We start from the raw sequence: 25,401 nt of genomic DNA on the forward strand, positions 1-25,401 counted from the left end.
TTGCGAGGAGGGATTTTTAGTTATAGTACCTATTACTTGCGATATTAATCTATTACTCTATAACGTTCATTACATTTTAATGAGCATCATGTATCAGGAAATATGAATACCTGCTTTTTGACCAACCAGTTCTACTTGTTCCATGTTTTCCACTTCGCCAAATGTCACGTCGGTTACGAGTACATTCTCGCGCAGTACATGATCAAAAGCTTCGATTGCTCCGCGCAGTTCATCGCTCACATTCAGAGTAAGATGAACGTACTTCTCGATTGGCAGGTCGAGCTTTTTACGATAATCCTGAACAGTACGCACCACTTCACGAACCCAGCCTTCCTGTTCCAGCTCAGGCGTGATATCCGTATTCAGTGCAACAGTCAGACCATAACCGGATGCAGAAGCAAAGCCGGATTTGGCTTTTTTCTCTACCAGCAATTCTTCACTCGTCACATGCAGTTCTTCACCTTCCGGAGAAGTAATATTCAGTACACCGGCTGCGACTACTTTGCGAGTCTCTTCGGCAGACATCTCCTTGAAGAAATTCTGCAGGAAGCCTACGTTTTTACCGTATTTTTTACCGGCTACTTTCAGATTCAGCTTGAAGCTGAAATCGACGAAGCCTGCATCGTCGTGCTCGGTACGGATGCCTTTGACGTTGATCTCGTCCTTGATGATCTCTTCGTAGGATGCCAGATCAAAGTCTTTGTCCAGCGATACGATCAGCTCGGACAGCGGCTGACGGTTTTTGATACCGGTCTCGTTACGTACGTTACGTGCCAGCTCAACAATACGGCGTGCTGTCTCCATATCACGTTCCAGCTCCAGATCGACCAGTGACTCATTAACAACTGGATAATCTTCCATATGCACGCTCTCGCCACTGCTCAGGTTGAGATAGATATCTTCAGCCAGCATTGGTGTAAATGGAGCCACCAGCTTGGCAGTGGTCAGCAACACTTCGGTCAGTGTGCGGTAAGCATCCAGTTTGTCCGGAGTCAGTCCACTTCCCCAGAAACGGTCACGGGAACGACGGATATACCAGTTGCTCAGCTCATCTACAAAGCCTTCAATTGCTTTGGAAGAATTCAGGTAATCATTTACGGCAAGTGCTTTTTCCACCTGAACGATCAGGCTGTTCAGACGGGATACAATCCAGCGATCCAGCTTGTGTGCCGATGGTTGGAACGGATGCTCTGCCGGATCAAATCCATCGATCGTCGCATACAGCGTCAGGAACGCGTGAGTATTCACGAGTGTATCGATCATTTTGGATTTGGCTTCGCCGACGATGCTTTTGGAGAAACGTTTGCTGTTCCATGGTGCACTATCGGACAGCAGTGCCCAGCGGAATGCATCAGTACCATATTCTTCGATGACTTCCCAAGGATCGATAACGTTACCTTTGGACTTGGACATTTTTTGTCCGTTCTCATCCAGTACGTGTCCGGTTGCCATAACCGCTTTGTATGGCGCTTTGCCGGTCATCAGAGTCGATACCGCCAGCAGGCTGTAGAACCAGCCGCGCGTCTGGTCGATCCCTTCACAGATCATATCGGCCGGATACTGCTGCTCGAAGGTCTCCATATTTTCAAAAGGATAATGCTGCTGGGCAAACGGCATCGAGCCGCTGTCGAACCATACATCGATGACTTCCGGTGTACGTTTCATTTCATACTCGCCGCAGGAGCTGCGAACTTTGATATCATCCACATATGGTTTATGCAGTTCCAGGTTCTCCGGTACATCACCGATCGCACGTTCACGCAGTTCAGCGATGCTGTGCGGTGCAAACTGCTCACCGGTCTCCTCACATACCCATACGTTCAGCGGCGTACCCCAATAACGGTCACGGCTGATATTCCAGTCGACCAGATCTTCCAGGAATTTCCCGAAACGGCCTTCACGTACGTGTCCTGGATACCAGTTCACTTCGTTGTTGTTGGCGATCAGCTGATCCTTGATCGCTGTGGTCTGGATAAACCAGCTGTCCATCGCGTAGTAGAGCAGCGGTGTATCACAGCGCCAGCAGAACGGATAGCTATGCTCGTATCTTTCTTTGCTGAACAGTCGTCCGTGTTCGGACAGGTAGCGGATAATATCCACATCACAATCTTTGACAAAACGTCCGGCAAAGTCCGTTACCGCGTCCACGAATTTACCTTCCAGATCAACCATATTTACAAAAGTAATTCCGTTTTCACGGCAGACACGATAGTCATCTTCACCATGAGCCGGCGCCATATGAACGATACCGGTACCACTTGCATCGGTAACGAAGCCTGCACCCAGGATGATATTCGCTTTTTCCGCTTTGATATAGTTAAACGGAGGATCATACGTTTTGCCTACCAGATCAGAACCTGGCATAGTGCTGAGTACTTCATAGTCGCCTTTGCTGTCTTTCATAACCTCTTCAACAAGGTTTTTTGCCATGATGTAAACTTCGCCATTCTGGCTAACACGTGCATATTCCATATCAGGATTAACGGCCAGTGCCACGTGGGAAGGCAGTGTCCATGGAGTAGTTGTCCAGGCTACTACATATTCGCCACTGTCATCCAGCTTGAACTTGGCTGTTGCACTGAGGTCCTTAACGTCTTTGTATCCTTGCGCTACTTCATGAGAACTCAGCGTTGTCTGACAGGAAGGACAATAAGGACTTACACGATGTCCGCGATACATTAGTCCTTTGTCGTGAATGGTAGCGAGGTTATTCCACACGCTCTCGATATAGTTGTTATCGAGTGTGATATATGGATTGTCCATATCGGTCCAGTAGCCGATCGCTTCGGTCAGATCGCGCCATTGCTGCTCGTATTCAAATACGCTTGCTTTACATTCATTGATGAATTTCTCGACGCCGTAGTCTTCGATCTCCCATTTGTGGGAAATGCCCAGCTTTTTCTGTACGCCCAGTTCTACCGGCAGACCGTGAGTATCCCAGCCTGCTTTACGTACAACGCGGTATCCCTTCATCGTATTGTAACGACCGATAAAGTCCTTGATTACCCGGCCGAGTACGTGACCAATATGGGGTTTACCGTTTGCAGTCGGCGGTCCTTCATAAAATACGAAGTTCGGCTTGCCTTCGCGGCTCTCGATGGAGCGTTGGAAAGTACGCTCGCTATTCCACTTATTCAGGATACGCAGGTCGCGTGCCCGTGCTTTTTCTTTGATATCCACTTTTTGCATGTCCATTTCATCCTTTCGATCTGTTCATTTTACTGCGATCTTCGGTCTGGTTATCTATACTGGCTGCTCATCTCGTGTACGTTCTCCGCTATAATCAGCCTGTTCCAGAACATAAAAAAGCCCCATCCCAAAAAGGGACGAGGCTGCTCGCGTTACCACCCTTGTTCCACCTTATCTGTTTGCTTTCGAAGCTGAGAATCTTTTCCTGGCCTACTGTACTTTTTTTTGGAAATCAGCCTGTAAAAGAGCTGAATCATCCATGAAATGTACTTGTGGCTGCAGAAATAAATCCCCACAGATAAAATGACACTTGTACCCGCACTATACTATGCGGTGCCTTGTTAACGACAGGCAATCCGGCTTGGCTTACTGCAATTATGGTTCAGCCGCGCTTCTCCGGGGAGATTTTCCATAGCGCATTGTTCATTGGCTTGCACCTTCCGCCAACTCTCTGGGAACAATGACAGCCTGTACTGGCCCCATCACTGAATTTATAAGTTATAGCAATGTATTCACTGTCACCAACTGTCTCCTCATTCTCGGGAACAGTCGGCTGTATACGGAACGGAATCCACATACAGGTATAAAATATTTATAGCGCTTCAGGCTGAAAATGTCAACCTGATCTTTGGCATATTAGTACAGATCGCCGGAAGAACGGGACTCTTCTGCTTCACGATCTTCCAGACGCTCGCGTTCGCGATTCCATTGTTCGCGTTCACGCTCATTGCGCTCCTGACGCTCACTGCTCGTACGCTCCAATTCGCGGGTCTGGTTCTCCAGTGCATCCCAACCATCCTGGCTGAGCAGTTCCAGCTGCGCTTCGACCAGTGTGCGGAAACGGGTACGATAGATGGAAGCTTGCTTTTTGAGCTCTTCCACTTCCATCGAGACCTTGCGCGCTTTGGAAAGCGACTCGTTGATGATCCGGTCCGCATTTTTCTCGGATTCCTTGATGATCAGCTGCGCTTCTTTTTTGGCATTGTTTTTCACTTCATCTGCTGCTTCCTGCGCAACGATGATCGTTTTGCTGAGTGTCTCTTCCAGATTGGCGAAATGGTCCAGACGCTCCTGTACAGCCAGCAGCTGGTTTTGCAGGTCTTTGTTGTCGCGGATCATTCCCTCATAATCCTTGATCACCTGATCCAGGAACTCATTCACTTCGTCTTCGTCATAACCACGCAGCCGACGCGAGAACTCCTTATTATGTATATCCAGCGGGGTTAATGGCATAATAGACACCTCCTATAATATTCAGGCCGCTTAAATTGCCTCATTACTGCTATCATACTGTATTTCGGCAACGTTGAATATACTCTTGTGCCGAAAGACTGCATGTTAGCATAGATCAGCTGATACCGCCTGCTGCTTCATCCCGCTTTACGTTTTAGTAGTATCGGATGATTCGCACCATAGACCACAGCCGGGTACAAAAAAACCGACCTGTATAGTGCATACGGTCCGTTTTTTGTTACCCCTTCTGCCTGCTTATCCTTCTGTGAACTGCTCAGCATGTCTATCCCTCTGCAGCCAGCAAAAGTGTACTATCCGCCGATACGGTAAAACGTAAAAGAAAGACCTACTGTTTATCACACAAATTTGCCAATTTTGACTCGGTATCTTCCTTTTTTGGTTACTCCATCCAGCTCCAGTACCTTGAAACGGCCCATTCCCTGTACAGAGACCATATCCCCTTCTTTGAGAGGATGGGAAGGATCTTCTTCCGGCTTCCAGTTCACCCGGCAACGCCCTGCCTTGATCGGCACCAGAATCTTGCTCCGGCTCAGCCGGTACACATCACTGGCAATGCCATCCAACCGCATGGAAGCAACAGTAAGTTCCATTGTCTGGATATCCGGTACAGCTGCCCGTAATGCTGCTGTCGGCAGCAGCTCGGTCATCACATGCAGTCGATGAACCTGAGTCAGATGCAAATGCAGATAGGAAGCAATCTCCGAAGCCACGACAGTATGGCAGCCATCCTCCAGTACATGGATATCTCCCACTTTACCGCGCTTGATACCAAGTCCTAGAATAGAACCCATATAGTCGCCATGCTCCAGTTCAGTGAACTTTTGGCCCTCGGGAGTGACCGATAATACTTCCAATTGCATATCTTCCGATTCCAGATCCAGATAGTCCGGACCGATCAATGCCCGCTTGCGCTCGGCATGCGGTGAACCGCCTTCCAGACGCAGCTGAACATCCGGTTCTCTGGCAATCAGCGTAGACAGAATATATGCCTGTCTCGGATCCAGAAAATCGGTTAGTTTCTGCTCATGATAACGGGCTGCGTTATGAACCCATTCCGCAGCCCGTTCTACAAACTCCCGCTCATCCGGATGAAAATGATGTTGAATATTACTATGCATGAGTGGTTACTACCTTTCATGGAATGATCCTGCGATCGCTCCTGTACTTTTGACGACTATCATCGCCAATTTGTTATATCCTATGAATGTCGTGCATGTCTCCAACAGAAAAATAGCAATTCCTTTTAGGAGAACAGACTAATCAACAAATACTGTAATCCGCTAAATGCCAGATTCAGTACGAACAGCGCCACGATTGGCGAAATATCCAGTACCCCGCCGATCGGCGGAATAAAACGACGAAACGGCGCCAGATAAGGCTCCACCAGTCGTCCTAGCAGCTGTCCAAATGAACTTTCGCGTGCGCTTGGCAGCCAGGACAGCAGAATATAGATAATAAGCATGTACGTATAAATTTGGTACAGATAGTATAATACCGTAAGAAGCGTACCCAAAGTCCTATCACCTCATCTTGTTATAATCGAAATCTTCACCAAGTATCTCCGCGATTGTGCCCTCAATCTCCACCGTATCCGGTGTGCACAGGAAAATGTTACCGCCGATCTTGGAAATGCTGCCGCCCAGTGCATAGACTGTTCCGCTCATAAAATCAATAATACGCAGCGCCTGATCTGTACGAACGCGCTGCAGATTAACTATGACTGAACGGTGCGAACGCAGATGATCTGCAATATCCTGCGCTTCGTCATAGCTGCGCGGCTCATTCAAAATGACTTTTACATTTTTTTGTGAATGAATACTAACGACATTGTTCGCTCTACTGTTCTTACGTAGATCGGACGGAGAAGTTTCACGAGGCTCATCATCTTCCTCAATAATCTGCTCGCGTTCTATAATTTCCTCTTCTTCCTGAAGCCCCAAAAAGTTCATAAAGCGATTCATTACACCCATCGTTAATCCTCCTCTTTACCCACCAGAATGGAGCCAAGGCGTACAAAGGTCGCCCCCTCCTCAATTGCTATCTCAAAGTCGCCCGACATGCCCATCGACAAATGCTCTATCGGTTGTTCCGTCAGCTTCTGTTCATTCAGCCGATCTCTCAGTTCACGAAGACCACGGAATACGGGACGTGTCTGTTCCGCATCGTCTACTTCGGGTGCCATCGTCATCAGTCCAACCACATTCAGATGCGGCATCTGCTGCAGGGATTCCAGAAAAGCGGGTGCCTCTTCCGCTGCGAGCCCATACTTGGACTCTTCACCGGAAATATTGATCTGTACAAATACATTGACATGGATACCCAGTTCAGCGGCCTTTTTTTCCAGTTCCTTGGCCAGTGACAAACGATCCAGAGAATGAATATATTGAAATTTGCCAATAACGTCTTTGACTTTGTTGGTCTGCAAATGACCGATAAAATGCCATACACCGCGATCATGCAGTGCTTCCCATTTTGCCTGGGCATTCTGCCAGCGGTTTTCTCCCAGATGCATCAGTCCTGCATCCAGTACATCTGCTGTTTTTGCCAGCGATACGTACTTGGTTACAGCGACAACCCGAACTTCATCCGCGCTGCGATTGTTGTGCTCACAGACCGCCTGAATGCGCTGCTGCACATGAGCAATACGTTCCTGTAGTCCCAATCTGTTGTTCACTCCATTTCTATGCCAACCCAGCTGGCCATACGTCCTGTACGTCCTCCATCTGCACGATAGGAGAAGAACAGATTATTGTTCTCGTACGTACACCATGTACTCATTTCGATATGCTGGGGCTGTATTCCTGCAAAAATCATGATTTCCCGGTTTAATTGTTTGAGGTCGAGCCAGGTTTTGCCCGGCTTGCCCGGTCGCGCGTATGTAAGCTGCTGACCATTACCCTCAAGCTTCGCTGTCCAAACATCTACCGCGTCCATTACCTTGTGATCCACTTCGTAATGGTTGCTGCCAATAGAAGGCCCGATAGCTGTTCGTATATCTGCCGTACGGCTTCCATACTGCTCTGTCATCGTTCGGATCATCTCTCCGGCGATATCGGCTACTGTGCCTTTCCAGCCGGCATGTGCCAGTCCTACGACCTTATTCACCGGGTCTATAAAATATAATGGCACACAATCCGCGTAAAAGGAAGTCAGCAGTATGCCCGGCACATTGGTCACCAGTCCGTCGGTATCCTGAAAGGCACTTTCCCGATCCGCCCAGCCTTTGCCTGCATGTTCGGCAGTGACGATTTCAATATGGTTACTGTGTACCTGTTCTCCGCATACCCAGTTTTCCTGACGAAAGCCAAGAGCATCACAAAGCATTTTACGGTTTGCCAGTACATCCTCTGCACGGTCTTCCACATGATAAGCCAGATTAAAGGAATTATACGGCGCCTGGCTGATTCCACCCTGTCTCCCGGTAAAGCCTGCAGTCAATCCGCTGCTATATGCTGAACAGTCCAGTCTAAACAATTCCGGTCTGTTATTTTCTACTGTATGAATAAACGGTTCCATCCACATACCTCATTTCCGGCAGTCCTGCACAGCTCTTGACCTGCACGAATATTTAACAAACGACATAAAAGCTGCTGAAATGAAAAAGACCTGTTTTCCGTAGAAAACAAGTCCTTTCCATAACATGCAGGTACATCTTTGTATCGGATACATTCACCATTACGATCGGTGTCCTGCTGCTTGTGTTACCGGTTCTAGTCGTTTTTATGACGGGAACGGTTACGCAGGAAAGTCGGGATATCCAGCTGGTCTCCGCTCGGCTGTTGATTATTGCTGAATTGGCGCGGACTAGGCGCTTTTTCTTCAGCAGGTGCTTCGCCGGAAGTTGGCTGCTGTTGTTGCTGCGGCTGGGACGAAGATGGACGACGTGCCGGCTGCATTGGCTGTGCCGGTTTGTGTTCAAAACCAGTCGCAATAACTGTAACTTTGATCTCTTCTTTGAGATTCTCGTCAATAATCGCACCAAAGATCATGTTTACTTCCGGATCGGACGCACTGATTACAATTTCGGCTGCTTCATTGACTTCATACAGGGACAGGTTGTTGCCACCTGTAATATTCATGATAACGCCGCGCGCACCTTCGATAGAAGTCTCCAGCAGTGGGCTCATGATGGCTTTGCGTGCTGCTTCTGCTGCCCGGTTCTCGCCTGTTGCTTCACCGATACCCATCAGTGCAGAGCCGCGCTCGGTCATGATGGTTTTAACATCGGCAAAGTCAAGGTTGATCAGACCCGGTACAGCGATCAGGTCGGAAATACCTTGCACTGCCTGACGCAGTACATTATCGGCTTCACGGAATGCTTCCAGCATTGGAGTTTTCTTGTCGACAATCTCCAGCAGGCGGTCATTCGGGATCACGATCAGTGTATCAACTTTTTCTTTGAGCGCTTCGATACCAAGCTCTGCCTGGGAAAAACGCTTGCGACCTTCAAAAGTGAACGGGCGTGTAACGACGCCAACAGTCAGTGCGCCGCATTCTCTGGCAATTTCTGCAATCACAGGGGCTGCACCTGTTCCTGTACCGCCGCCCATACCTGCAGTAACGAATACCATATCGGCGCCTTTCAGCGTGTTACTGATCAGATCACGGGATTCTTCAGCTGCTTTTTTACCTACATCAGGATTCGCTCCTGCTCCCAGACCGCGAGTCAGCTTGTCGCCGATCTGCAGTTTGTGTTCGGATTTGGCCAGATGCAGTGCCTGCGCATCTGTATTTACCGTTATAAATTCCACGCCTTGAACACCATTCTCGATCATCCGATTGACTGCATTGCTGCCGCCGCCGCCAACACCGATGACCTTAATCTGGGCCAGGCTTTCCATTTCGAAATCAAATTCCAACATACTCTTCCATCTCCCCCTCATTGTCCATGAATGGCTCGTTCCAAGCTAGAATGAACTTCCTTTATTAAATGAATTCACTGAACATATTTTTGAGCCGTTCAATCAAGCCCGGTTTTGCATTGCTCTCCGGGGTCGATGCAGCTTTGTTACGAGCCGGTGCCTTTTTGTTGGCGCCCGCTGTACTTCCACCGCTGCGAATATTGCGAATTACATTATACAGGATACCGACTCCACTCGTATAGGCAGGGTCACGTACACCGATATAATCAGGAACTGCAATCCGGACAGAGGCTGCCAGTTCTTCACGGGCAATCTCCAGAACACCCGGCATGGATACAGTGCCTCCTGTGAGTATATAACCACCCGGCAGCTCATGATAACCGAGACGTACAACTTCCTGACGAATCAATTCGAAAATTTCCTGTACACGCGGTTCGATAATCGCTGCAAGATCCTGTTGTGTGAACTCCTTGTCTACGTTGCTGCCGATGCGCTGTACTTTGAATACCACATCGGGAGCAGCTTCCTCATGAAGAGCACAGCCGTACTTTAATTTTACCTTCTCCGCATTTTCTGTCAAAGTGCGCAGACCGTAAGCGATATCGTTGGTGACGAATTCGCCGCCGATTGGCAGAGTAGAAGTCGCTTTGAGAGAACCTTCTTCGAAGATAGCAATGGTGGATGAGCCTGCTCCAATATCGACCAGAACAGCTCCCATTGTCTTCTCGTCCTTGGACAGCGCCAACTGCCCGGCTCCCAGGGAAATCAATACCAGATCCTTGATATGCAGATCTGCTTTTTCTACACAACGCAAAAGGTTGTGGATAGATGTTTTGGCACCTGTGATGATGGTCGCTTCGACTTCCAGCCTCACACCAATCATACCACGAGGGTCCTGAATTCCTTCCAGTCCGTCCACCACGTATTGCTTGGCGACTACATCGATAATTTCCCGTTCGGGCGGAAGGGCTATAACTTCTGCCGCTTTCAACACCCGTTCGATATCTTCCTCACCAATTTCGCGGTCTTCATTGGATACGGCTACTACTCCGTGGCTCGTTTGAAGTCCGATATGGTTGCCCGAAATACCTACAATCACTTCAGATATTTGAATGCCGACCATACGCTCTGCATGATCAACTGCATTTCGGATGGACTGCACGGTTTGATCAATATCAACGATCGCGCCCTTGCGAATTCCTTCCGAGTCGGCAGATCCAACTCCAATAATATTAAAGGTTCCATTGTTCATTTCCCCGATAATAGCACGAACTTTGGATGTACCGATGTCCAAACTAACAATGATGTCATTGTTGCTCAAGCCCTTGGCACCTCCTGTAAATTCCTGAATTAAAATAGTGCATTTCCGTTCTTCCGGGCTTGTTGCCTAAAAGCTGGAAACTCAATTTCCGAAAATCATTTTCCATAAAACGCTCTCTACATTAGTATTCCACATTTCATATGCTTTCCCTCTTTTTTCTGCAAACTTTTTGAGGTTCCGAAAAACGCTAAAAGTCTGGAGAAAAATGAAAGAGTTCACCGGGTACTTCAGAAAATTGTTAAGCCAGTATTAAAGTTTACAATTCTTTAATATCTATACAGCTTATTCTAGCATTTTTCTGACCCGGCAGAAAGTATTGCAGCCGTAACATCACCAAAAAGTATATTTTGCCAGAAAAAGATGTCAAAATCGTTACTGTGCGGGTACCTCTTCCGTCTGATCTTTAACGTCATCAGGATTGAAAGGCGTGTAGGCATCTGCTTCCAGCATGGTAATCACACCAGGTGGCTGCGTCTCGATAACCTGATTCAGGTATTCTACTTTGTCCGCGAGCAGCGATATGCTTGTAATCACTTCAAAACGTGAACGGGTATACATCATGATACGATCCGGGAACGAAGGCGTCGGTGAAGGAATAATCTCCGAGATATCCGATGTCAACTCACTCGGTATCGTCCCCAGTACTTTGCACAGCTGAACCTTTTGCGCTTCGTAGTCCGACCACTGGGTGAGGACGGGCTTTTCTACAGCTACACCGCGCGTGTCGGCACGTACCGAAGCTCCGCTCTGCAAAATAGCTGTCAATTGTCCGGACCCTGCCAATTCATAGGCCACAACAGGATACTCCTTGATCGTAACATCGACTTTACCAGGAAAATGCTTGGTGACTGTCGCACTCTCGATTGCAGGAATGCTCAACAGCCTTTCCTTGATCGTGTCCGTAGAAGTACCATAAAAAGCATTGCCTTTGGCCAGACGGGTCACTGACAGCAGATCTTCCTTGGATGTAAACGCGTTACCCTTGAAAGTAATCTCCGAGATTTTGCCCAGCGGTGAAAACCAGAACACAATTCCAAGTATCAAAAGAAAAAAGATACTCAGTACAATGATCAGTCGATTTTTGCGTCCGAATAATTTGCGGCCCGCAGCAGGACGCGATTTTGCAGAAGATTCCTTTTTCGGAAGGACAACCAGTTTTTGCTTTGGCATGGCAATTCTCCAATAAGTCTTATTTCAATTCAATCCGTAGTGCAGCCAGATTATACCTGAACTTCTCCGTCATTATAGCATGCCCCATTTGGAATCCCCAACCAGCGTAAGATGTCTCACGATATAGTCTGCATATCACAAAAATGTTTGGCACAGTGCCAGTCGCCCGATAGGTATGAACCATTCCCGTTTTCGGTACGGACGACTGCTATGTAACGGTACAGCATCCTTATTGGGTTACCGCAGAAGCACCGCAGATACGCTGAATTTCTTCAACAAGCAAAAAGGCCGATTGCGGAGTACCCAGCGTAGAAGCAGCTTCAGACATTCTCTGTCGTTCCTGTTCATCATCCATAATTTTATCAATATGGGCAATCAGGGTTGCTCCGCTCAATTCACGCTCCAGGATCATCTCCGCTGCTCCTGCTTTTCGGAGAGCCAGCGCATTGGCTTCCTGATGATTATTGGTTACATTGGGCGAAGGAATCAGCAAGGAAGGTGTACCCAGTGACGTAATCTCCGCAAGTGAAGAAGCGCCTGCGCGGCCAATTACCAGAGAAGTCGCTGCCAGCACTTCTGGCATATTCGGGATATACGGCAGTACATGCAGATAATTCGGCATGGAATCGGTCGCCTGATCAATCCGTTCATAGATTTCATCATAATAGATTTCACCGGTTACGAATACATAGTGTACATCGGGTTTTGGTTTTAGCAAAGGTGCTGCCTGCACCATCGCTTCTACAAGCGCGCGTGCACCACGGCTTCCGCCAACCATCAGTACTACCTTGGCATCTCCCGGCAATCCCAGTGAAGCCAGTCCACGTTCGCGGTCGGCATGCTGTACCATGGTAGCCCTTGGGTTTCCTGTGAACAGCACATGCTTGGCTCGTTTGAACTTGGAGATCGCTTCCTCAAAACTGACTGCTACCGTATCGGCATAACTACTCAAAAATAGGTTGGTCAGCCCGGGAATCGCATTCTGCTCATGAACCATAGTCGGAATACCCAGCTTGGCAGCTGCATACACTACCGGTCCGCATACATAACCACCGGTACCAATTACAATATCCGGTTTAAATTCACGAATCAGCTTTTTGGAAATTTTGACACCCTGTATAAAGCGATTGATTGTCTTTATATTTTCTAATGAGAACAGGCGTCTGCGGAATCCGGTAATATCAATCGTTTCAAAGCGCATTTTGGTTTCCGGTACGATCCGGGTTTCCAGGCCGCGCTTGCCGCCGATATACAGAAACTCTGCTTTGATTCCCTGCTCCTTGAATTGCTCGGCAATAGCCAGTGCAGGGTAGATATGGCCTCCTGTTCCGCCTCCTGTTAATATAACTCGCATTTATCGCACCTCCTTTCATTTAAAATTGCGTATCTCAGTCTCTGAGCTACATATTGTATAGTAGAATAGTTTACATGGCTATACGCAGGATTCCCATAGCTGTATATATCAGGAAGCTACAGCTCGTTAACCGCCTGCTTGAATACATTGCCCCTGATTTCAAAGGAAGAGAACATATCCCAGCTGGCGCAGGCAGGTGACAATAATACAATATCACCGGTCTCTGCAAGTTCAGAAGCTTGCTGAACCGCTTGATGCACAGCCTGTTCCGGCTGTTCTGTTTCTTCAATAATCCGTATCGAAGCGATTCCTGCCATTTCGGCTACTTGTGCCAGTTTATGACGTGTTTGTCCGAGAACGACAAGCGCTTTGACTTGTGACTGAAATACAGGCAGCAGATCCATATAATCCGATCCGCGATCCAATCCACCAGCAATCAATACGATACCCTGATCATGAAAAGCGGACAATGCCATCATCGTTGCTTTGGCATTGGTAGCTTTGGAATTATTGTAGTATGCTACATCATTATGCGTAGTTACATATTCCAGACGATGTTCTACACCGCTGAAGCTGCGCAGGGTATCCGCCAGCTGTTCAGGTTGACATCCGGCAGCAATCGCAATTGCGCAGGCTGCCAGGGCATTTTCAACATTATAACGACCGGGTAGAGCCAGTTCGTCCACACGCAGAATCGGCACCGCTCCCTGCTCCTCATCCCAATACATGATCGTCCGTTCCAGATCATCCTCTATATCCGGCAGATACGAAGGAGATACATACATTCCACATACCGACAAATCGGACTGCGCAGATAATGCTGCTGTCATGGCTGCATTATTGCCCAGCTCTTCATTCACCGAGAACGGAATAATACGACCTGCCTTGATATAAGGAATCATACTGCGACAGTAGCTATCATCCCAGTTCAGTACCGCTGTATCTTTTTGACCCTGATTTTCAAAAATTTTGCGTTTGGATGTGACATAGTCATCCATCGTACCGTGATAATCCAGATGCGTCTCGGCTACATTGAGCAGAGCGGCAATGGTTGGATTGAAATCACGCGTGCCTTTGAGCTGAAAACTGCTCAGTTCTGCTACGATGATGGCATTTTCCTTTTCTTCGGCTTCCACAACCGCCTGACAAAGCGGAATACCGATATTGCCGCCTACAATCGGATGCAGACCGCAGGCATCCAGCATTTGGCCTACCCATGTTGTCGTAGTCGTTTTGCCATTTGAACCCGTAATACCAATCATGGGTACATCCGAGATCCGGTAAGCCAGTTCCACCTCGGTAATCACTTCGATACCCAGATCGATTGCCTGCTGGATCGGCGGCGCACTGTAAGGAATACCCGGATTTTTGACAAGCAGCGCGATATCCTTATGAATTAGCCCTTCCGGATGTCCTCCACAGATTACCTCGATATTCAGTTCTTCCAGTTCGGCAGCCTCGGGAGATTGCTCTCTTGGCTTCAAATCATTAACTGTAACTACTGCGCCAAGTCGATGCAGAGCTTTGGCTGCTTCTACACCACTGCGCGCCAGACCGATCACGACGACCGGCAATCCACGATAAGATTGAGGATCATTCATCACTACAGCCCCTTACTAATATAGATTCCGAGTACAGCCAGCACCAGACTCACTGCCCAGAACGTAATGACAACACGCCATTCCGACCAGCCCGACAATTCAAAATGATGATGAATCGGAGCCATTTTGAATACACGTTTGCCGTTACGCGTTTTGTAAGAAACGACCTGAATCACGACGGAGAGCAGTTCAATTACAAATACACCACCAATAATCAGGAACAGCAGTTCACTTTTGGTAACAATCGCAATTCCTCCGATAGCGCCCCCTATCCCCAGTGAACCCATATCTCCCATAAATACTTTGGCTGGGTGAGCGTTAAATACGAGGAACCCGATAACTGCACCAATCATAGCTGCAGCACATACTGCAGCTGCCGGTGCGGTTGCCTGAATCGCGATAATCGCATAAGCGGCGAAAGCAATCGCACTGACTCCTGACAGCAGTCCATCCACACCATCTGTAAAGTTGACAGCATTGGTGATCGCCAGCAGCATAATTACAATAAACGGATAATAGAACCAGCCGCCCCAATCAAATGAAAACGATGTTCCCGGAATGCCCAGCGCGGTACTGTGTCCTTTTTCGATCAGCAGATAACAGATAATGGCTGAAAAGATCAGCTGCATCAGCAGCTTTTGCTTGGCGGTCAGACCAAGCGAACGTTTAAGACCAATTTTGATATAGTCATCGAGAAATCCAACCAGTCCAAAGCCTACCGTAGACGTAAGCAGCACCCAAAAGTTAGTATCAATAACCGAGAATTTGATAAATACCAAGGTGGCTGCCAGGATGATAACAATACCACCCATCGTCGGTGTGCCTGCTTTTTTGAGATGAGTCTGCGGGCCGTCACTGCGTACATGCTGACCAAATTTGATGCGACGTAACAACGGAATCAGTATCGGCATAGCAATAATTGACAGTACGAATGATGCCGCAGCCGCTAATAACAATATTTGAAAATCCATTTCCCTACTCCTCCAGCGCCTATGCGTTGCTTATTGAATCAGGCATCAGCGCCTGTAAAACTTCTTCCAGTCTCATACCTCTGGAAGCCTTGAATAAAATAACATCCTGTTCCCTTGCTGTCTTCTGCAGATCTTCGATCAGTTCCGGTTTGGATGTATAAGAACGAATACTCTCCGGCGGCAGATGCCGTGCTGCGCCGCTGGCAATCGCTTTACCCCGCTCTCCATAGGTAAACAGCAGATCTGCCTGCCCTTTTACATATTCTCCGATTTGCTCATGGTACGCCAGTTCTTCGGTTCCAAGCTCCAGCATATCTCCGAGCACAGCAATCTTGCGTTTGTATCCTTTGAGATTACCCAGTACATCAATCGCTGCCTTCATGGAACTTGGACTTGCATTGTAGGCATCATTCAGCAGAGTGATTCCATTCTGTCCCTGTAGCACTTCAATTCGCATCCCGGTCAGACGCAGCTTGGCAAATCCCTGACGGATCTGCGCTTCATTCAGCTCATACGCCTGAGCTACCAGAATCGCCGCCATGGCATTAACCATATTATGAGCACCCAATACCGGCAGCTTCCAGGCTTCTTCCGACAGCGCATTGGTAGTGAAGATCGTGGACTGTCCCTGTGTCATCATTCCTGTAGCATACAGATCATTATGCTGCTCCATGCCAAAAGTGACCTTGCGCATGGTTCTGTCGACATATTGCGGTTCTGCCAGAATCTGCTTGAGCAGCGGCTCATCACCATGGTATACGAGCAGACCGGATGGTTTAAGGCCATTCACAATCTCCAGCTTGGCACGAGCAATTTCTTCGCGGCTGCCAAGCTGCTCCAGATGGGATTCACCAATATTCGTAATCACTGCTGTATCGGGATGAGCAATATGGGATAACAGTTCGATTTCGCCACGTGCACGCATACCCATTTCCAGGATCAGAATCTGGGTATCTGCCGGCATCGCCAGAATCGTCAGCGGCAGCCCAATATGACTGTTAAAGTTGCCTTCGGTCTTATGTACTCGATAGGCTTCGGTCATAAGCGCATAAATCATATCCTTGGTCGTCGTCTTGCCATTTGATCCGGTTATGCCAATCACTCTGGCTTCGGTACTCTCCAGATACGCACTGGCAAGCTGCTGCAGAGCCTTCAGCGTATTTTCGACGATGATTATATTACCTGTAGGTGGTGTGCCATGATCAGCCTGCCACAATGCAGCAGCGGCTCCATTTGCCAGTACCTGCTCCACCAGATCATGCCCATCGACTCTCTCACCGATGATAGGAATGAACAGACAGTTATCCTGAAGCTGCCTTGAATCAATCACGACACCATGACAGTGTGTCGATGGATCACCAATTAGCTGCCCATCGCACATTTTGGCTATCTGGCCAATAGTTGTATTTATCACTTGGAAAGACCCCTTATCGCTTCTTTGGCTACCAGCCGATCATCAAAATCATGAACTTCCGTACCTACAATCTGGTACGTCTCGTGGCCTTTGCCCGCAATCAATAGTACATCGCCAGGCTGTGCCATTTCAACCGCTTTTTGAATAGCAGCGCGGCGGTCGACGATGAGTTCATAGCGATCCGCAGCTACCTGCTGCTCACGCAGACCGGCTTCAATATCATCGAGAATACTCAGAGGCTCTTCTGTACGCGGATTATCCGATGTAACCAGCGTATAATCACTGTATTTGGCAGCTACCTGTCCCATTAACGGACGCTTGGTCCGATCCCGGTCACCACCGCAGCCAAATACCGTCAGTATTCGTCCTTCGGCAAATTCGGTAATTGTCCGAAGTACATTTTCGAGTCCATCCGGTGTATGGGCATAATCCACGATTACAGCAAAAGGCTGTCCGGCGTCTACCGCTTCGACACGTCCATCTACACCCGGCATCTGTCCAAGACTGTCGCGAATCTGTTCCAAAGGTACATTCTCGATTAGCGCTGCGGTAATCGCGGCAAGTGCATTATATACATTGAACTTGCCTACCATCTGGAGAGTCATATCGATATTGCCGCGGAATGTCTCCAGATGGAAAGTAGTTCCTCTGGCAGTAATCCGGATATTCGAAGCTTGTACATCGGCAGGCTGATCGACACCATATGTAATTACATCTGCTGCCGTGATGCTGCGGAAATAATCCACTGCCGGATCGTCAGCATTCAGTACAGCATATTTGCGTTCTGATGGATCTGCATCATAAGAGTTCCCCAGACGTGCAAAAAACAGCCCTTTGGCTGCTACATACTGTTCCATCGTCTCATGATAATCCAGATGATCCTGACTGATATTTGTAAAAATGGCTGTCCGGTAATCTGTTCCTTTGACCCGTCCCTGCTCCAGCGCATGTGAAGACACTTCCATTACACAACACTGCACATCATTTTGTACCATATCATGCAGCAAGCGCTGAAGCTCCATAGCTTCCGGTGTAGTACGAGGCATCGGTACTGCTTTACCGTTATAACGCATTTCGATTGTTCCAATCAAGCCTGTATTGATATGATGATCATTCATAATACGCTCAATCAGGTAGGAAGTTGTGGTTTTGCCATTGGTACCCGTTATTCCGATCATATTCAATTTGCGACTGGGGTGTTCATAAAAAGCATCTCCGAGTACAGCCATAGCATGACGGCAGCTGCTAACAACCAGCTGGGGAATATCGAAAGGTAAAACTCTTTCTACTACAAGCGCAGCAGCTCCCTGGGTTATTGCCTGTTCTGCAAAATCATGACCATCTACCGTGAAGCCCGGCAGACAGATAAATAAATCTCCCGTTTTTACTTTGCGCGAGTCAATTTCCATGCCAGTGATGGAAACATCCGCTGTACCTTCAATCCGGGATGTAATAAGCAGGCTGGCCGCTTCAGATAACAACATAGCGATTCCTCTTTTCCAAAATTAATAACGATACCCGGCAGTCTTCGGATGAATAAAGGGGGCTTCCCCTCGCCGATGATTGCCGGGTTATCATAATTAGCATTAACTCATTAGTTCGTTGGAGCACCTGTAGGCTCTGGAATTTTCAGTGTGCTTCCGGACGTGCTTTTTGTCTCTTCAGTAGAACTACCGGTACTATTAGTACCTGCATCTGTTGAAGGAGGGCCGATCGATTCAGAAGTTGTTCCAGCCGAATCTGCCGAAGTCTCTGACGACGAAGTCGATTCTTCGGTCGTCTTGTCTGTAGAATCTTTATTTTCCGCTTCGTTTGATGTTTGGTCATCACCGGCAGCTGGTGTTGCTTCCTTAGTCCCCAGCGCGTTCGCTTCCTCATCATCCACACCTGTAACAATCGCTCTCGCTGATTTGAGTGTCAGTGTAATGATTCGGCGACCATTCGCTGAAGATTCAACCTGTTCAGCCACATAGCCCTGTCCTACTGTAGTTACCTCGACCTTCATCAGGTTCAGGATCTCCAGCGCATCGCGCAGAGACTCGCCCTTGAGATCGGGGATTTCCATTTTGGTCGGATCTTCGGTCATCAGATATACACTTTGACCGCCGTCCATCAATGCTCCTACTGCTGGATACTGCTTAACGACTTTATTGCCTGTACCGACTACTTTAAAAGTAATACCACTGGCAATCAGTTTCTTCTTGGCAGCATCTACCGTTTTGCCGGTAAGTGTAGGTACATTGTAACTAACTGGCGCTGGTGCAGATGTTGCGGCTTTGGTTTTCTTCTGCGTATCACTGTCATCGGTTGCTTTGGGTACGCCCATATATGGGAGGGCCTGGCTCACGATTTTCTTGAATACTGGAGCTGCCGCCGCACCACCGCCCAGCTTGGAGTCGGCAGGCTGGTCAATCACAACGATCATAGCGATTTTCGGTTTATCTGCCGGTGCAAATCCAATAAAGGAAACGACCTGCTTGGTATAATCATATTTCCCGTTGATAACCTTGACCGCTGTACCTGTTTTACCAGCTACACGATAACCATCAATATAAGCATGGCGACCTGTTCCGATCTCCTGGTCAGATACGACCTGTTCCAGATAACCACGTACTTTCTCCGAAGTAGCAGCATCAATAGCCTGACGCACTTCATGTACAGGTACATCTGTAGTTATGCCGGTATTCGGGTCGGTAATTGATTTAACTACGTGAGGGGTTAGCACTTTACCGCCGTTTGCTACTGCCGAGACGCCTACCAGCTGCTGTAAAGGAGTAACCTGTACACGACCATGCCCGTAAGCTGCTGTAGCAACCTCTGTTTTAATATTCGGATTGAAAGTGATTGCACCTGACAGCTCACCCGGCAAATCAACCCCTGTTTTTACGCCAAATCCAAAAGCATCAATATACTTGCGTAATCTCTCTGCTCCCAACATCTCATAACCCAGTTTAACAAACGCTACGTTACTGGAACGCTTCAGCCCCGTTAGATAAGTAATAGGGCCCCAACCTACACGATTGATGTCATGAAGCGTGGTACGGCCAACTTGAATCGTACCTGATTGATACGTCGCTTCAGGATTAAATAATCCTTCTTCAACTGCACCTGCCAGAGTAATGATTTTGAAAGTAGAACCTGGCTCATACTCCGCTTTGATTCCCAGGTTTTTGAAGCTGTCATAGTTTTCTTCTGTCACTTCATTAAACTTATTAGGATCAAAAGTCGGCATATTTGCCATTGCGAGAATATCCATTGTATTCGGATCGGCAGCAATTACCGTAATACTTTTCGGCTGAAGCTGCTTAAATGCTTCTTTCATCGCCTGCTCCGTATAATACTGAATCGTCTCATCAATCGTAAGCGTCAGATTGCTGCCATTCACTGCAGGCTTATACACATCCTGCGAATCCGGCAGTTTATCCTTTTGATTATCACGTTGATAAACAATAGAACCATCTTCACCTTTGAGCTGCTTATCATAATAAGCTTCAATACCAGCTACTGCTTCACCATCATTGTTGGTATATCCAAGGACATGAGAAGCAAGTTCATTTTTGGGATAATAGCGTTTGGTCGTTACATCGAGCTGTACCCCAACATCATAGCGTCGACCAGTTTTTTCTTTCAGCTCAGCAATCAGTGCATTCACCTGATCTGCTTTATCCTGAGGGATACGCCGTCCACCCGAATTCAGCTCACGCCATGTACGCAGCTCGCTCACTGGATTTTTGGCTGTCGGTGTTGTCATGGATGTAGCCTGCTTCTCAATTTCACTTTCATCCGTGCCAAGAATTTCATGCAAACGGCTTACAATCTCATCCTTTACCCCAAGTTCCGCAATTACCTTTGGGTTAAGTCCAACATTGTAGGCAGGCGCATCCATTGCCAACTTATTGCCGTTACGGTCCGTAATTGTACCTCGAACAGCAGAAATCGTATTTTGGCTTGTCCACTGTTTCTCTGCGTACTTATGCCAATCCGATCCCTGGACAACCTGTATCCAGAATACCCGAATCACGAGTACAGCAAAAAAGAGGGTGATGCATCCCCCTATAAATAAAGCACGAAGTTTTATTCTTTTATCCACTGCCTGATCCCCCGCTTTAGTTGTTCACTTTGACATCCGACGAGGTGGCAGCTGTTCCTTTTTCACGAGACACCTGAATAGGCACAGTGTCTGTAGGCTCTATGTAACCCAGCGCAGCTGCGCGTGCTACGATATCATTCTCCAGCAGATGCTGACGCAGCTCATTTTGTGTTGTTTGCTTTTGCAGCAGAGCCGTAGCACTGGCCATATCCTGCGCATTTTTATTGAGTTCATAAATATACGCATAACGCCAGATAATCACACTTGCGATAGCAACGCAGAAAATAACGGTTGCGAGATAAAGCATTTTTTCCTGAATCGGCAGGGCAGAACGGCGTACAACCACTTTTGTCGTTTCACGATATTTCCGAACGACCTTCTCAGCCGGTTTTTGCTTGACTGCCAGGTTCCCACGTGTATAAGCCATGTATCCGTCTCCTTACTGTATTATTCTTGAGTTTCTTTTTTTACCTTTTCGGCAACACGCAATTTGGCGGATCTTGCCCGTTTGTTGCTTGTTACTTCTTCATTTGTTGGCAGAACCGGCTTGCGATTCACCAATTTCAGTACACCGCCGTTACTCACATAAATAGGGAAGCCCTGCGGTGCAACATCTTTTTCCAGGTACTCTGCAAAAATTTGCTTGCACAAACGATCTTCCAGAGAATGGAAAGTGATAACCGACACACGTCCGCCCGGTGCCAGACAGCGCACGGATTGATGAAGCGCTTCTTCAAAAGCACCCAATTCATCGTTTACAGCAATTCGCAGTCCCTGGAAGCTGCGCTTCGCAGGATGTCCGCCTGTTCTTCTTGCTGCAGCGGGAATGCCTTCCTTGACGAGTTCTGCCAGTTCCCCTGTTGTCTCGATCGGCGCTATACTTCTCTGCTTCACGATGACTTTGGCAATTCGTTTGGAAAATTTTTCTTCGCCATATCGATATAGTATGCGGGCGATTTCTTCTTCAGGCCAGGTATTCACAATGGTACGGGCTGTCAGTTCGATAGATTGATCCATCCGCATATCCAGCGCAGCATCGTGATTATAGCTGAATCCCCTGTCAGCATCGTCGAACTGAGGTGAAGAAACGCCAAGATCGAACAGAATGCCGTCTACCTGCGGTACTCCATCTTTGACTGGCACTCCGGCTTCCAAAAGCTTTTCCTCCAGATGGCGGAAGTTACTTTTGATCAGAGTGACTTTGTCCTCATATGGTGCCAATACCGCCTTGGCATTATTTAGTGCAGTATCATCCTGATCGAAAGCAATCAGTCGACCTCCTGCGCCCAGCTCAGCTGCAATAACCGAACTGTGTCCTGCTCCCCCGAGCGTACAATCGACATAGATTCCGTCAGGTTTGACCTGAAGGGCTCTTGTCGCTTCTTCTTTTAATACAGTGATGTGATGAAACAAGATGTAAACCTCCTAGACGATTACAGATCAAGATCAAAATCAACCAGCTTCTCAGCAATTTCGTTAAATGATTGTTCTGATTCGTTATAATATTGTTCCCAAATAGCTTGGCTCCAAATCTCTACCCTGTTGGAGACACCAATGATTACACATTCTTTCTCCAGCCTGGCGTACTGCCTCAAGTTAACCGGCAGATTGACACGCCCTTGCTTGTCCCATTCCCCTTCCAGCGCTCCTGAGAAAAAGAAACGCGTAAAAGCACGGGCATCGGCTTTCATCAGTGGTAAAGATTTAAGCTTTTGTTCCAGGAGAGACCACTCCTCCATGGGATAAACGAAAAGACAATGGTCCAGACCACGGGTAACAACAAAAGATGGTCCCAGAAGTTCGCGAAATTTAGCTGGAATAATAATCCGGCCTTTATCGTCAATGTTATGCTGATACTCACCCATGAACATTGGCGGCTCACTCCTTTTACCCATTGTTCCCCACTATGTACCACTTTCCTCCACTCTATCTAGCATAATAGATTCGTCGTATAAAATCAAAACCCTTCTTTAAATGTCAATTTTTTTTGCAAAAGTGCATTTTTTTTAAATCTTTATGTAAATCAGCATCTTGTTTTGCAAAAATGCACGTAAAAAGCCCGACTTTTTTATATCGGAAATATCCGCCTTTTTGCTTAGTAAATTGCTTGTGGTTTTTAATCAATATTCTTTTGCCTTTATTATTTTGTTTATTTAATCTATCGATTTTGTGAGGATGCCTCAATTTATATAATCTTGCATCAATTCATGTATGCGCTCCTCTATTATTCCAGCTGTATAAGCCCATTCGGTCTGTTGGTGTATACGGAAATAAAGACTGCCGAGAAAACTTTTGATATTAAATACGATTTTGTATTCTTCATTCCATACATTTGTTTTATTCCAGATCAGAAATGTACCGATCCAGAATAGTATTTTTAATATGCAGCATGTCGTCTGCAGAAATCCGCCCGTCTGTGATCCATTTTGCAAAGGCGCTATAAATCAAATCGTCCCGGAGTTCACTATCCACTGTGCCTATGTTTTGTAACATTGATTCTATGTAGTCGGTAACCGAATCCTCTTTCTCCAGATCAAATTCTTTTGATCGAAGTGTCTGCAGTCTGGATTTCAATAATTGTTTTGGCAGTATTTTGTTCATATGCAGCTCCTTTTCTTAACCTGATTATTAATACAAAAACGGATAATATATTTGCTGTAATTACAGGCAAACATATTATCCATTCGGCTATTTGCTAAGTATCAAATGTAAGTTGGCAACTCAGGACCAGCTGTCCAGATACGATTTTTGTGCACCACTCAGCACATCAATATCAATACCGAGACTTTCCAGTCTGTAACGTGCCACCTGCTCATCCAGTTCATAAGGTACACTGATTACACCTGCACCCAGCTGCTCGTAATTTTCATTGACATAACGCAGTCCTACTGCTTGCAGAGCAAATGTCATATCCATAATTTCAGCCGGATGACCGTCTGCGGCTCCCAGATTTACCAGGCGTCCTTCAGCCAGAAGGTAAATGCGGCGTCCATCCTGCATTTTGTATTCTTCAATGTTTTTGCGAGCGGTACGAATCGATACAGCACGCGCAGCCAGATCCGGCTTGTTCGCTTCCACATCGAAATGACCAGCGTTACATACAATAGCGCCATTTTTCATTACATCATAGTGTTCGCCTACGATAACGTCCTTGTTACCAGTTACGGTAATAAAGAAGTCGCCAAGTGCTGCTGCTTTGATCATCGGCATTACATGGAATCCATCCATATGGGCTTCTACTGCCTTGATCGCATCCACTTCGGTGACGATAACATTGGCACCCAATCCTTTGGCACGCATCGCTACACCTTTACCACACCAGCCATAACCGACTACGACAACTGTTGTGCCGGCAATCATCAGGTTGGTTGTACGAATAATACCATCAAACACGGATTGACCCGTACCATAACGGTTATCAAACAGATGCTTGCAGTATGCGTCATTGACAGCAACCATAGGCAATTTGAGCGTACCTTCTTTTTGCAGCGCTTTGAGACGGATAATACCGGTTGTTGTCTCTTCTGCACCACCACGAATACCTTCCAGCAGATCCGGGCGTTCGCCATGCATCAGAGTAATCAGATCTCCGCCATCGTCGATAATCAGGTCAGGACGAGTCTCCAGAGCATGCAGAACCAGGCTCTTGTACTCGGCAGGTTCCGGATTATATTTGGCAAAAACGGTAATTCCATCTTCGACCAATGCTGCACATACATCATCCTGTGTAGACAATGGATTACTACCCGTAATCGTAACTTCCGCTCCGCCTGCCTGTACCACTTTGGCCAGGTAAGCCGTTTTGGCTTCCAAATGCAGACAGATCGTTACTTTCAGTCCCTTGAAAGGAAGATCACGTTCAAATTCTTCACGTATCCGGTTCAATACCGGCATATGGGAAGATACCCACTCGATTTTGCGGTGGCCTTCCGGAGCAAGCGCCATATCAGCGACAATGCTGTTTTGAAGGGATGGTAATGTCATATTCATTTCTCCTCTGCATATAGATAATTCCAGCTCATTATTATAACCCACTGATAGTTCCATTTAAAGGCATACCTATCGAAGAAGCAATCTTTATTTCCTTTTTCACAGGTTTGCCTGCAGGAATAACATCTGCTCTGTACCTAACGCCTTGTTTATCCAATGGTGATTTGCTCATAAATTTACTCATA

21 protein-coding genes, 1 pseudogene and 1 other annotated feature are annotated in these 25,401 nt (G+C 47.3%); all 22 genes and pseudogenes read right to left on the minus strand.

Going from position 1 to position 25,401, the window contains the following annotated elements; translation table 11 throughout:
- Positions 1-93: 93 nt before the first annotated feature.
- Positions 94-3,189 (minus strand): isoleucine--tRNA ligase, encoded by a 3,096-nt coding sequence (ileS, locus tag AR543_RS17940; protein WP_060535778.1) that lies wholly within the window; start codon positions 3,187-3,189, stop codon positions 94-96.
- Positions 3,190-3,319: 130 nt separating this feature from the next.
- Positions 3,320-3,684: a binding site (T-box leader), on the minus strand.
- Between the two features lie 237 nt (positions 3,685-3,921).
- A pseudogene (locus AR543_RS17945) lies at positions 3,922-4,422 on the minus strand (DivIVA domain-containing protein); the annotation flags it as partial.
- A 356-nt stretch (positions 4,423-4,778) separates the two neighbouring features.
- The gene (locus tag AR543_RS17950) at positions 4,779-5,561 is read right to left on the minus strand and encodes a YlmH family RNA-binding protein (RefSeq protein WP_060535780.1); all 783 of its coding nucleotides are present in this window, start codon (positions 5,559-5,561) and stop codon (positions 4,779-4,781) included.
- A gap of 125 nt (positions 5,562-5,686) precedes the next feature.
- Positions 5,687-5,956: a YggT family protein gene (locus AR543_RS17955; protein WP_082472271.1), complete on the minus strand. Its 270-nt coding sequence runs from the start codon at positions 5,954-5,956 to the stop codon at positions 5,687-5,689.
- A 7-nt stretch (positions 5,957-5,963) separates the two neighbouring features.
- Positions 5,964-6,413, minus strand: a complete 450-nt coding sequence (locus AR543_RS17960; protein WP_060535781.1) for a cell division protein SepF — start codon at positions 6,411-6,413, stop codon at positions 5,964-5,966.
- 2 nt (positions 6,414-6,415) lie between these two features.
- Positions 6,416-7,105 carry a YggS family pyridoxal phosphate-dependent enzyme gene (locus AR543_RS17965; protein ID WP_060535782.1) on the minus strand — a complete coding sequence of 230 codons (690 nt, stop codon included), beginning with the start codon at positions 7,103-7,105 and terminating at the stop codon, positions 6,416-6,418.
- Positions 7,106-7,113: 8 nt separating this feature from the next.
- Entirely contained in the window at positions 7,114-7,959 is an 846-nt protein-coding gene (gene pgeF, locus AR543_RS17970; protein WP_060535783.1) for a peptidoglycan editing factor PgeF, read from the minus strand.
- 194 nt (positions 7,960-8,153) lie between these two features.
- On the minus strand, positions 8,154-9,305 hold the full coding sequence (ftsZ, locus tag AR543_RS17975) for a cell division protein FtsZ (RefSeq protein ID WP_060535784.1): 1,152 nt from the start codon (positions 9,303-9,305) through the stop codon (positions 8,154-8,156).
- Between the two features lie 64 nt (positions 9,306-9,369).
- Positions 9,370-10,626, minus strand: coding sequence for a cell division protein FtsA (gene ftsA, locus AR543_RS17980; protein ID WP_017811790.1), 1,257 nt, complete (start codon positions 10,624-10,626; stop codon positions 9,370-9,372).
- A gap of 372 nt (positions 10,627-10,998) precedes the next feature.
- On the minus strand, positions 10,999-11,796 hold the full coding sequence (locus AR543_RS17985) for a cell division protein FtsQ/DivIB (protein ID WP_060535785.1): 798 nt from the start codon (positions 11,794-11,796) through the stop codon (positions 10,999-11,001).
- A 229-nt stretch (positions 11,797-12,025) separates the two neighbouring features.
- The gene (gene murG, locus AR543_RS17990; RefSeq protein ID WP_060535786.1) at positions 12,026-13,150 is read right to left on the minus strand and encodes an undecaprenyldiphospho-muramoylpentapeptide beta-N-acetylglucosaminyltransferase; all 1,125 of its coding nucleotides are present in this window, start codon (positions 13,148-13,150) and stop codon (positions 12,026-12,028) included.
- Between the two features lie 116 nt (positions 13,151-13,266).
- Positions 13,267-14,751, minus strand: coding sequence for a UDP-N-acetylmuramoyl-L-alanine--D-glutamate ligase (gene murD, locus AR543_RS17995; RefSeq protein ID WP_060535787.1), 1,485 nt, complete (start codon positions 14,749-14,751; stop codon positions 13,267-13,269).
- A 2-nt stretch (positions 14,752-14,753) separates the two neighbouring features.
- A complete protein-coding gene (gene mraY / locus AR543_RS18000) occupies positions 14,754-15,722 on the minus strand; it encodes a phospho-N-acetylmuramoyl-pentapeptide-transferase (protein ID WP_060535788.1) in 969 nt (322 codons plus the stop codon).
- A 19-nt stretch (positions 15,723-15,741) separates the two neighbouring features.
- Positions 15,742-17,133 carry a UDP-N-acetylmuramoyl-tripeptide--D-alanyl-D-alanine ligase gene (locus AR543_RS18005; protein WP_418304230.1) on the minus strand — a complete coding sequence of 464 codons (1,392 nt, stop codon included), beginning with the start codon at positions 17,131-17,133 and terminating at the stop codon, positions 15,742-15,744.
- A complete protein-coding gene (locus AR543_RS18010) occupies positions 17,133-18,620 on the minus strand; it encodes a UDP-N-acetylmuramoyl-L-alanyl-D-glutamate--2,6-diaminopimelate ligase (RefSeq protein WP_060535789.1) in 1,488 nt (495 codons plus the stop codon). The genes AR543_RS18005 and AR543_RS18010 overlap by 1 nt, the downstream gene beginning before the upstream one ends.
- Positions 18,621-18,730: 110 nt before the next feature.
- Positions 18,731-21,226 (minus strand): penicillin-binding transpeptidase domain-containing protein, encoded by a 2,496-nt coding sequence (locus AR543_RS18015; protein ID WP_060535790.1) that lies wholly within the window; start codon positions 21,224-21,226, stop codon positions 18,731-18,733.
- A gap of 16 nt (positions 21,227-21,242) precedes the next feature.
- Entirely contained in the window at positions 21,243-21,653 is a 411-nt protein-coding gene (locus tag AR543_RS18020; protein ID WP_060535791.1) for a hypothetical protein, read from the minus strand.
- Positions 21,654-21,673: 20 nt separating this feature from the next.
- Positions 21,674-22,639, minus strand: coding sequence for a 16S rRNA (cytosine(1402)-N(4))-methyltransferase RsmH (gene rsmH, locus AR543_RS18025; protein WP_060535792.1), 966 nt, complete (start codon positions 22,637-22,639; stop codon positions 21,674-21,676).
- A 20-nt stretch (positions 22,640-22,659) separates the two neighbouring features.
- On the minus strand, positions 22,660-23,097 hold the full coding sequence (gene mraZ, locus AR543_RS18030) for a division/cell wall cluster transcriptional repressor MraZ (RefSeq protein WP_060535793.1): 438 nt from the start codon (positions 23,095-23,097) through the stop codon (positions 22,660-22,662).
- Between the two features lie 466 nt (positions 23,098-23,563).
- Complete coding sequence (locus tag AR543_RS18040) at positions 23,564-23,827, minus strand: hypothetical protein (protein WP_060535795.1); 264 nt, start codon at positions 23,825-23,827, stop codon at positions 23,564-23,566.
- A 120-nt stretch (positions 23,828-23,947) separates the two neighbouring features.
- A complete protein-coding gene (locus tag AR543_RS18045; protein WP_060535796.1) occupies positions 23,948-25,210 on the minus strand; it encodes an adenosylhomocysteinase in 1,263 nt (420 codons plus the stop codon).
- 40 nt (positions 25,211-25,250) lie between these two features.
- On the minus strand, positions 25,251-25,400 hold the full coding sequence (locus tag AR543_RS24370) for a hypothetical protein (RefSeq protein ID WP_158523990.1): 150 nt from the start codon (positions 25,398-25,400) through the stop codon (positions 25,251-25,253).
- Position 25,401: the final 1 nt, after the last annotated feature.

The sequence above is a fragment of the Paenibacillus bovis genome (genome assembly GCF_001421015.2).
Taxonomy (GTDB): domain Bacteria; phylum Bacillota; class Bacilli; order Paenibacillales; family Paenibacillaceae; genus Saccharibacillus; species Saccharibacillus bovis.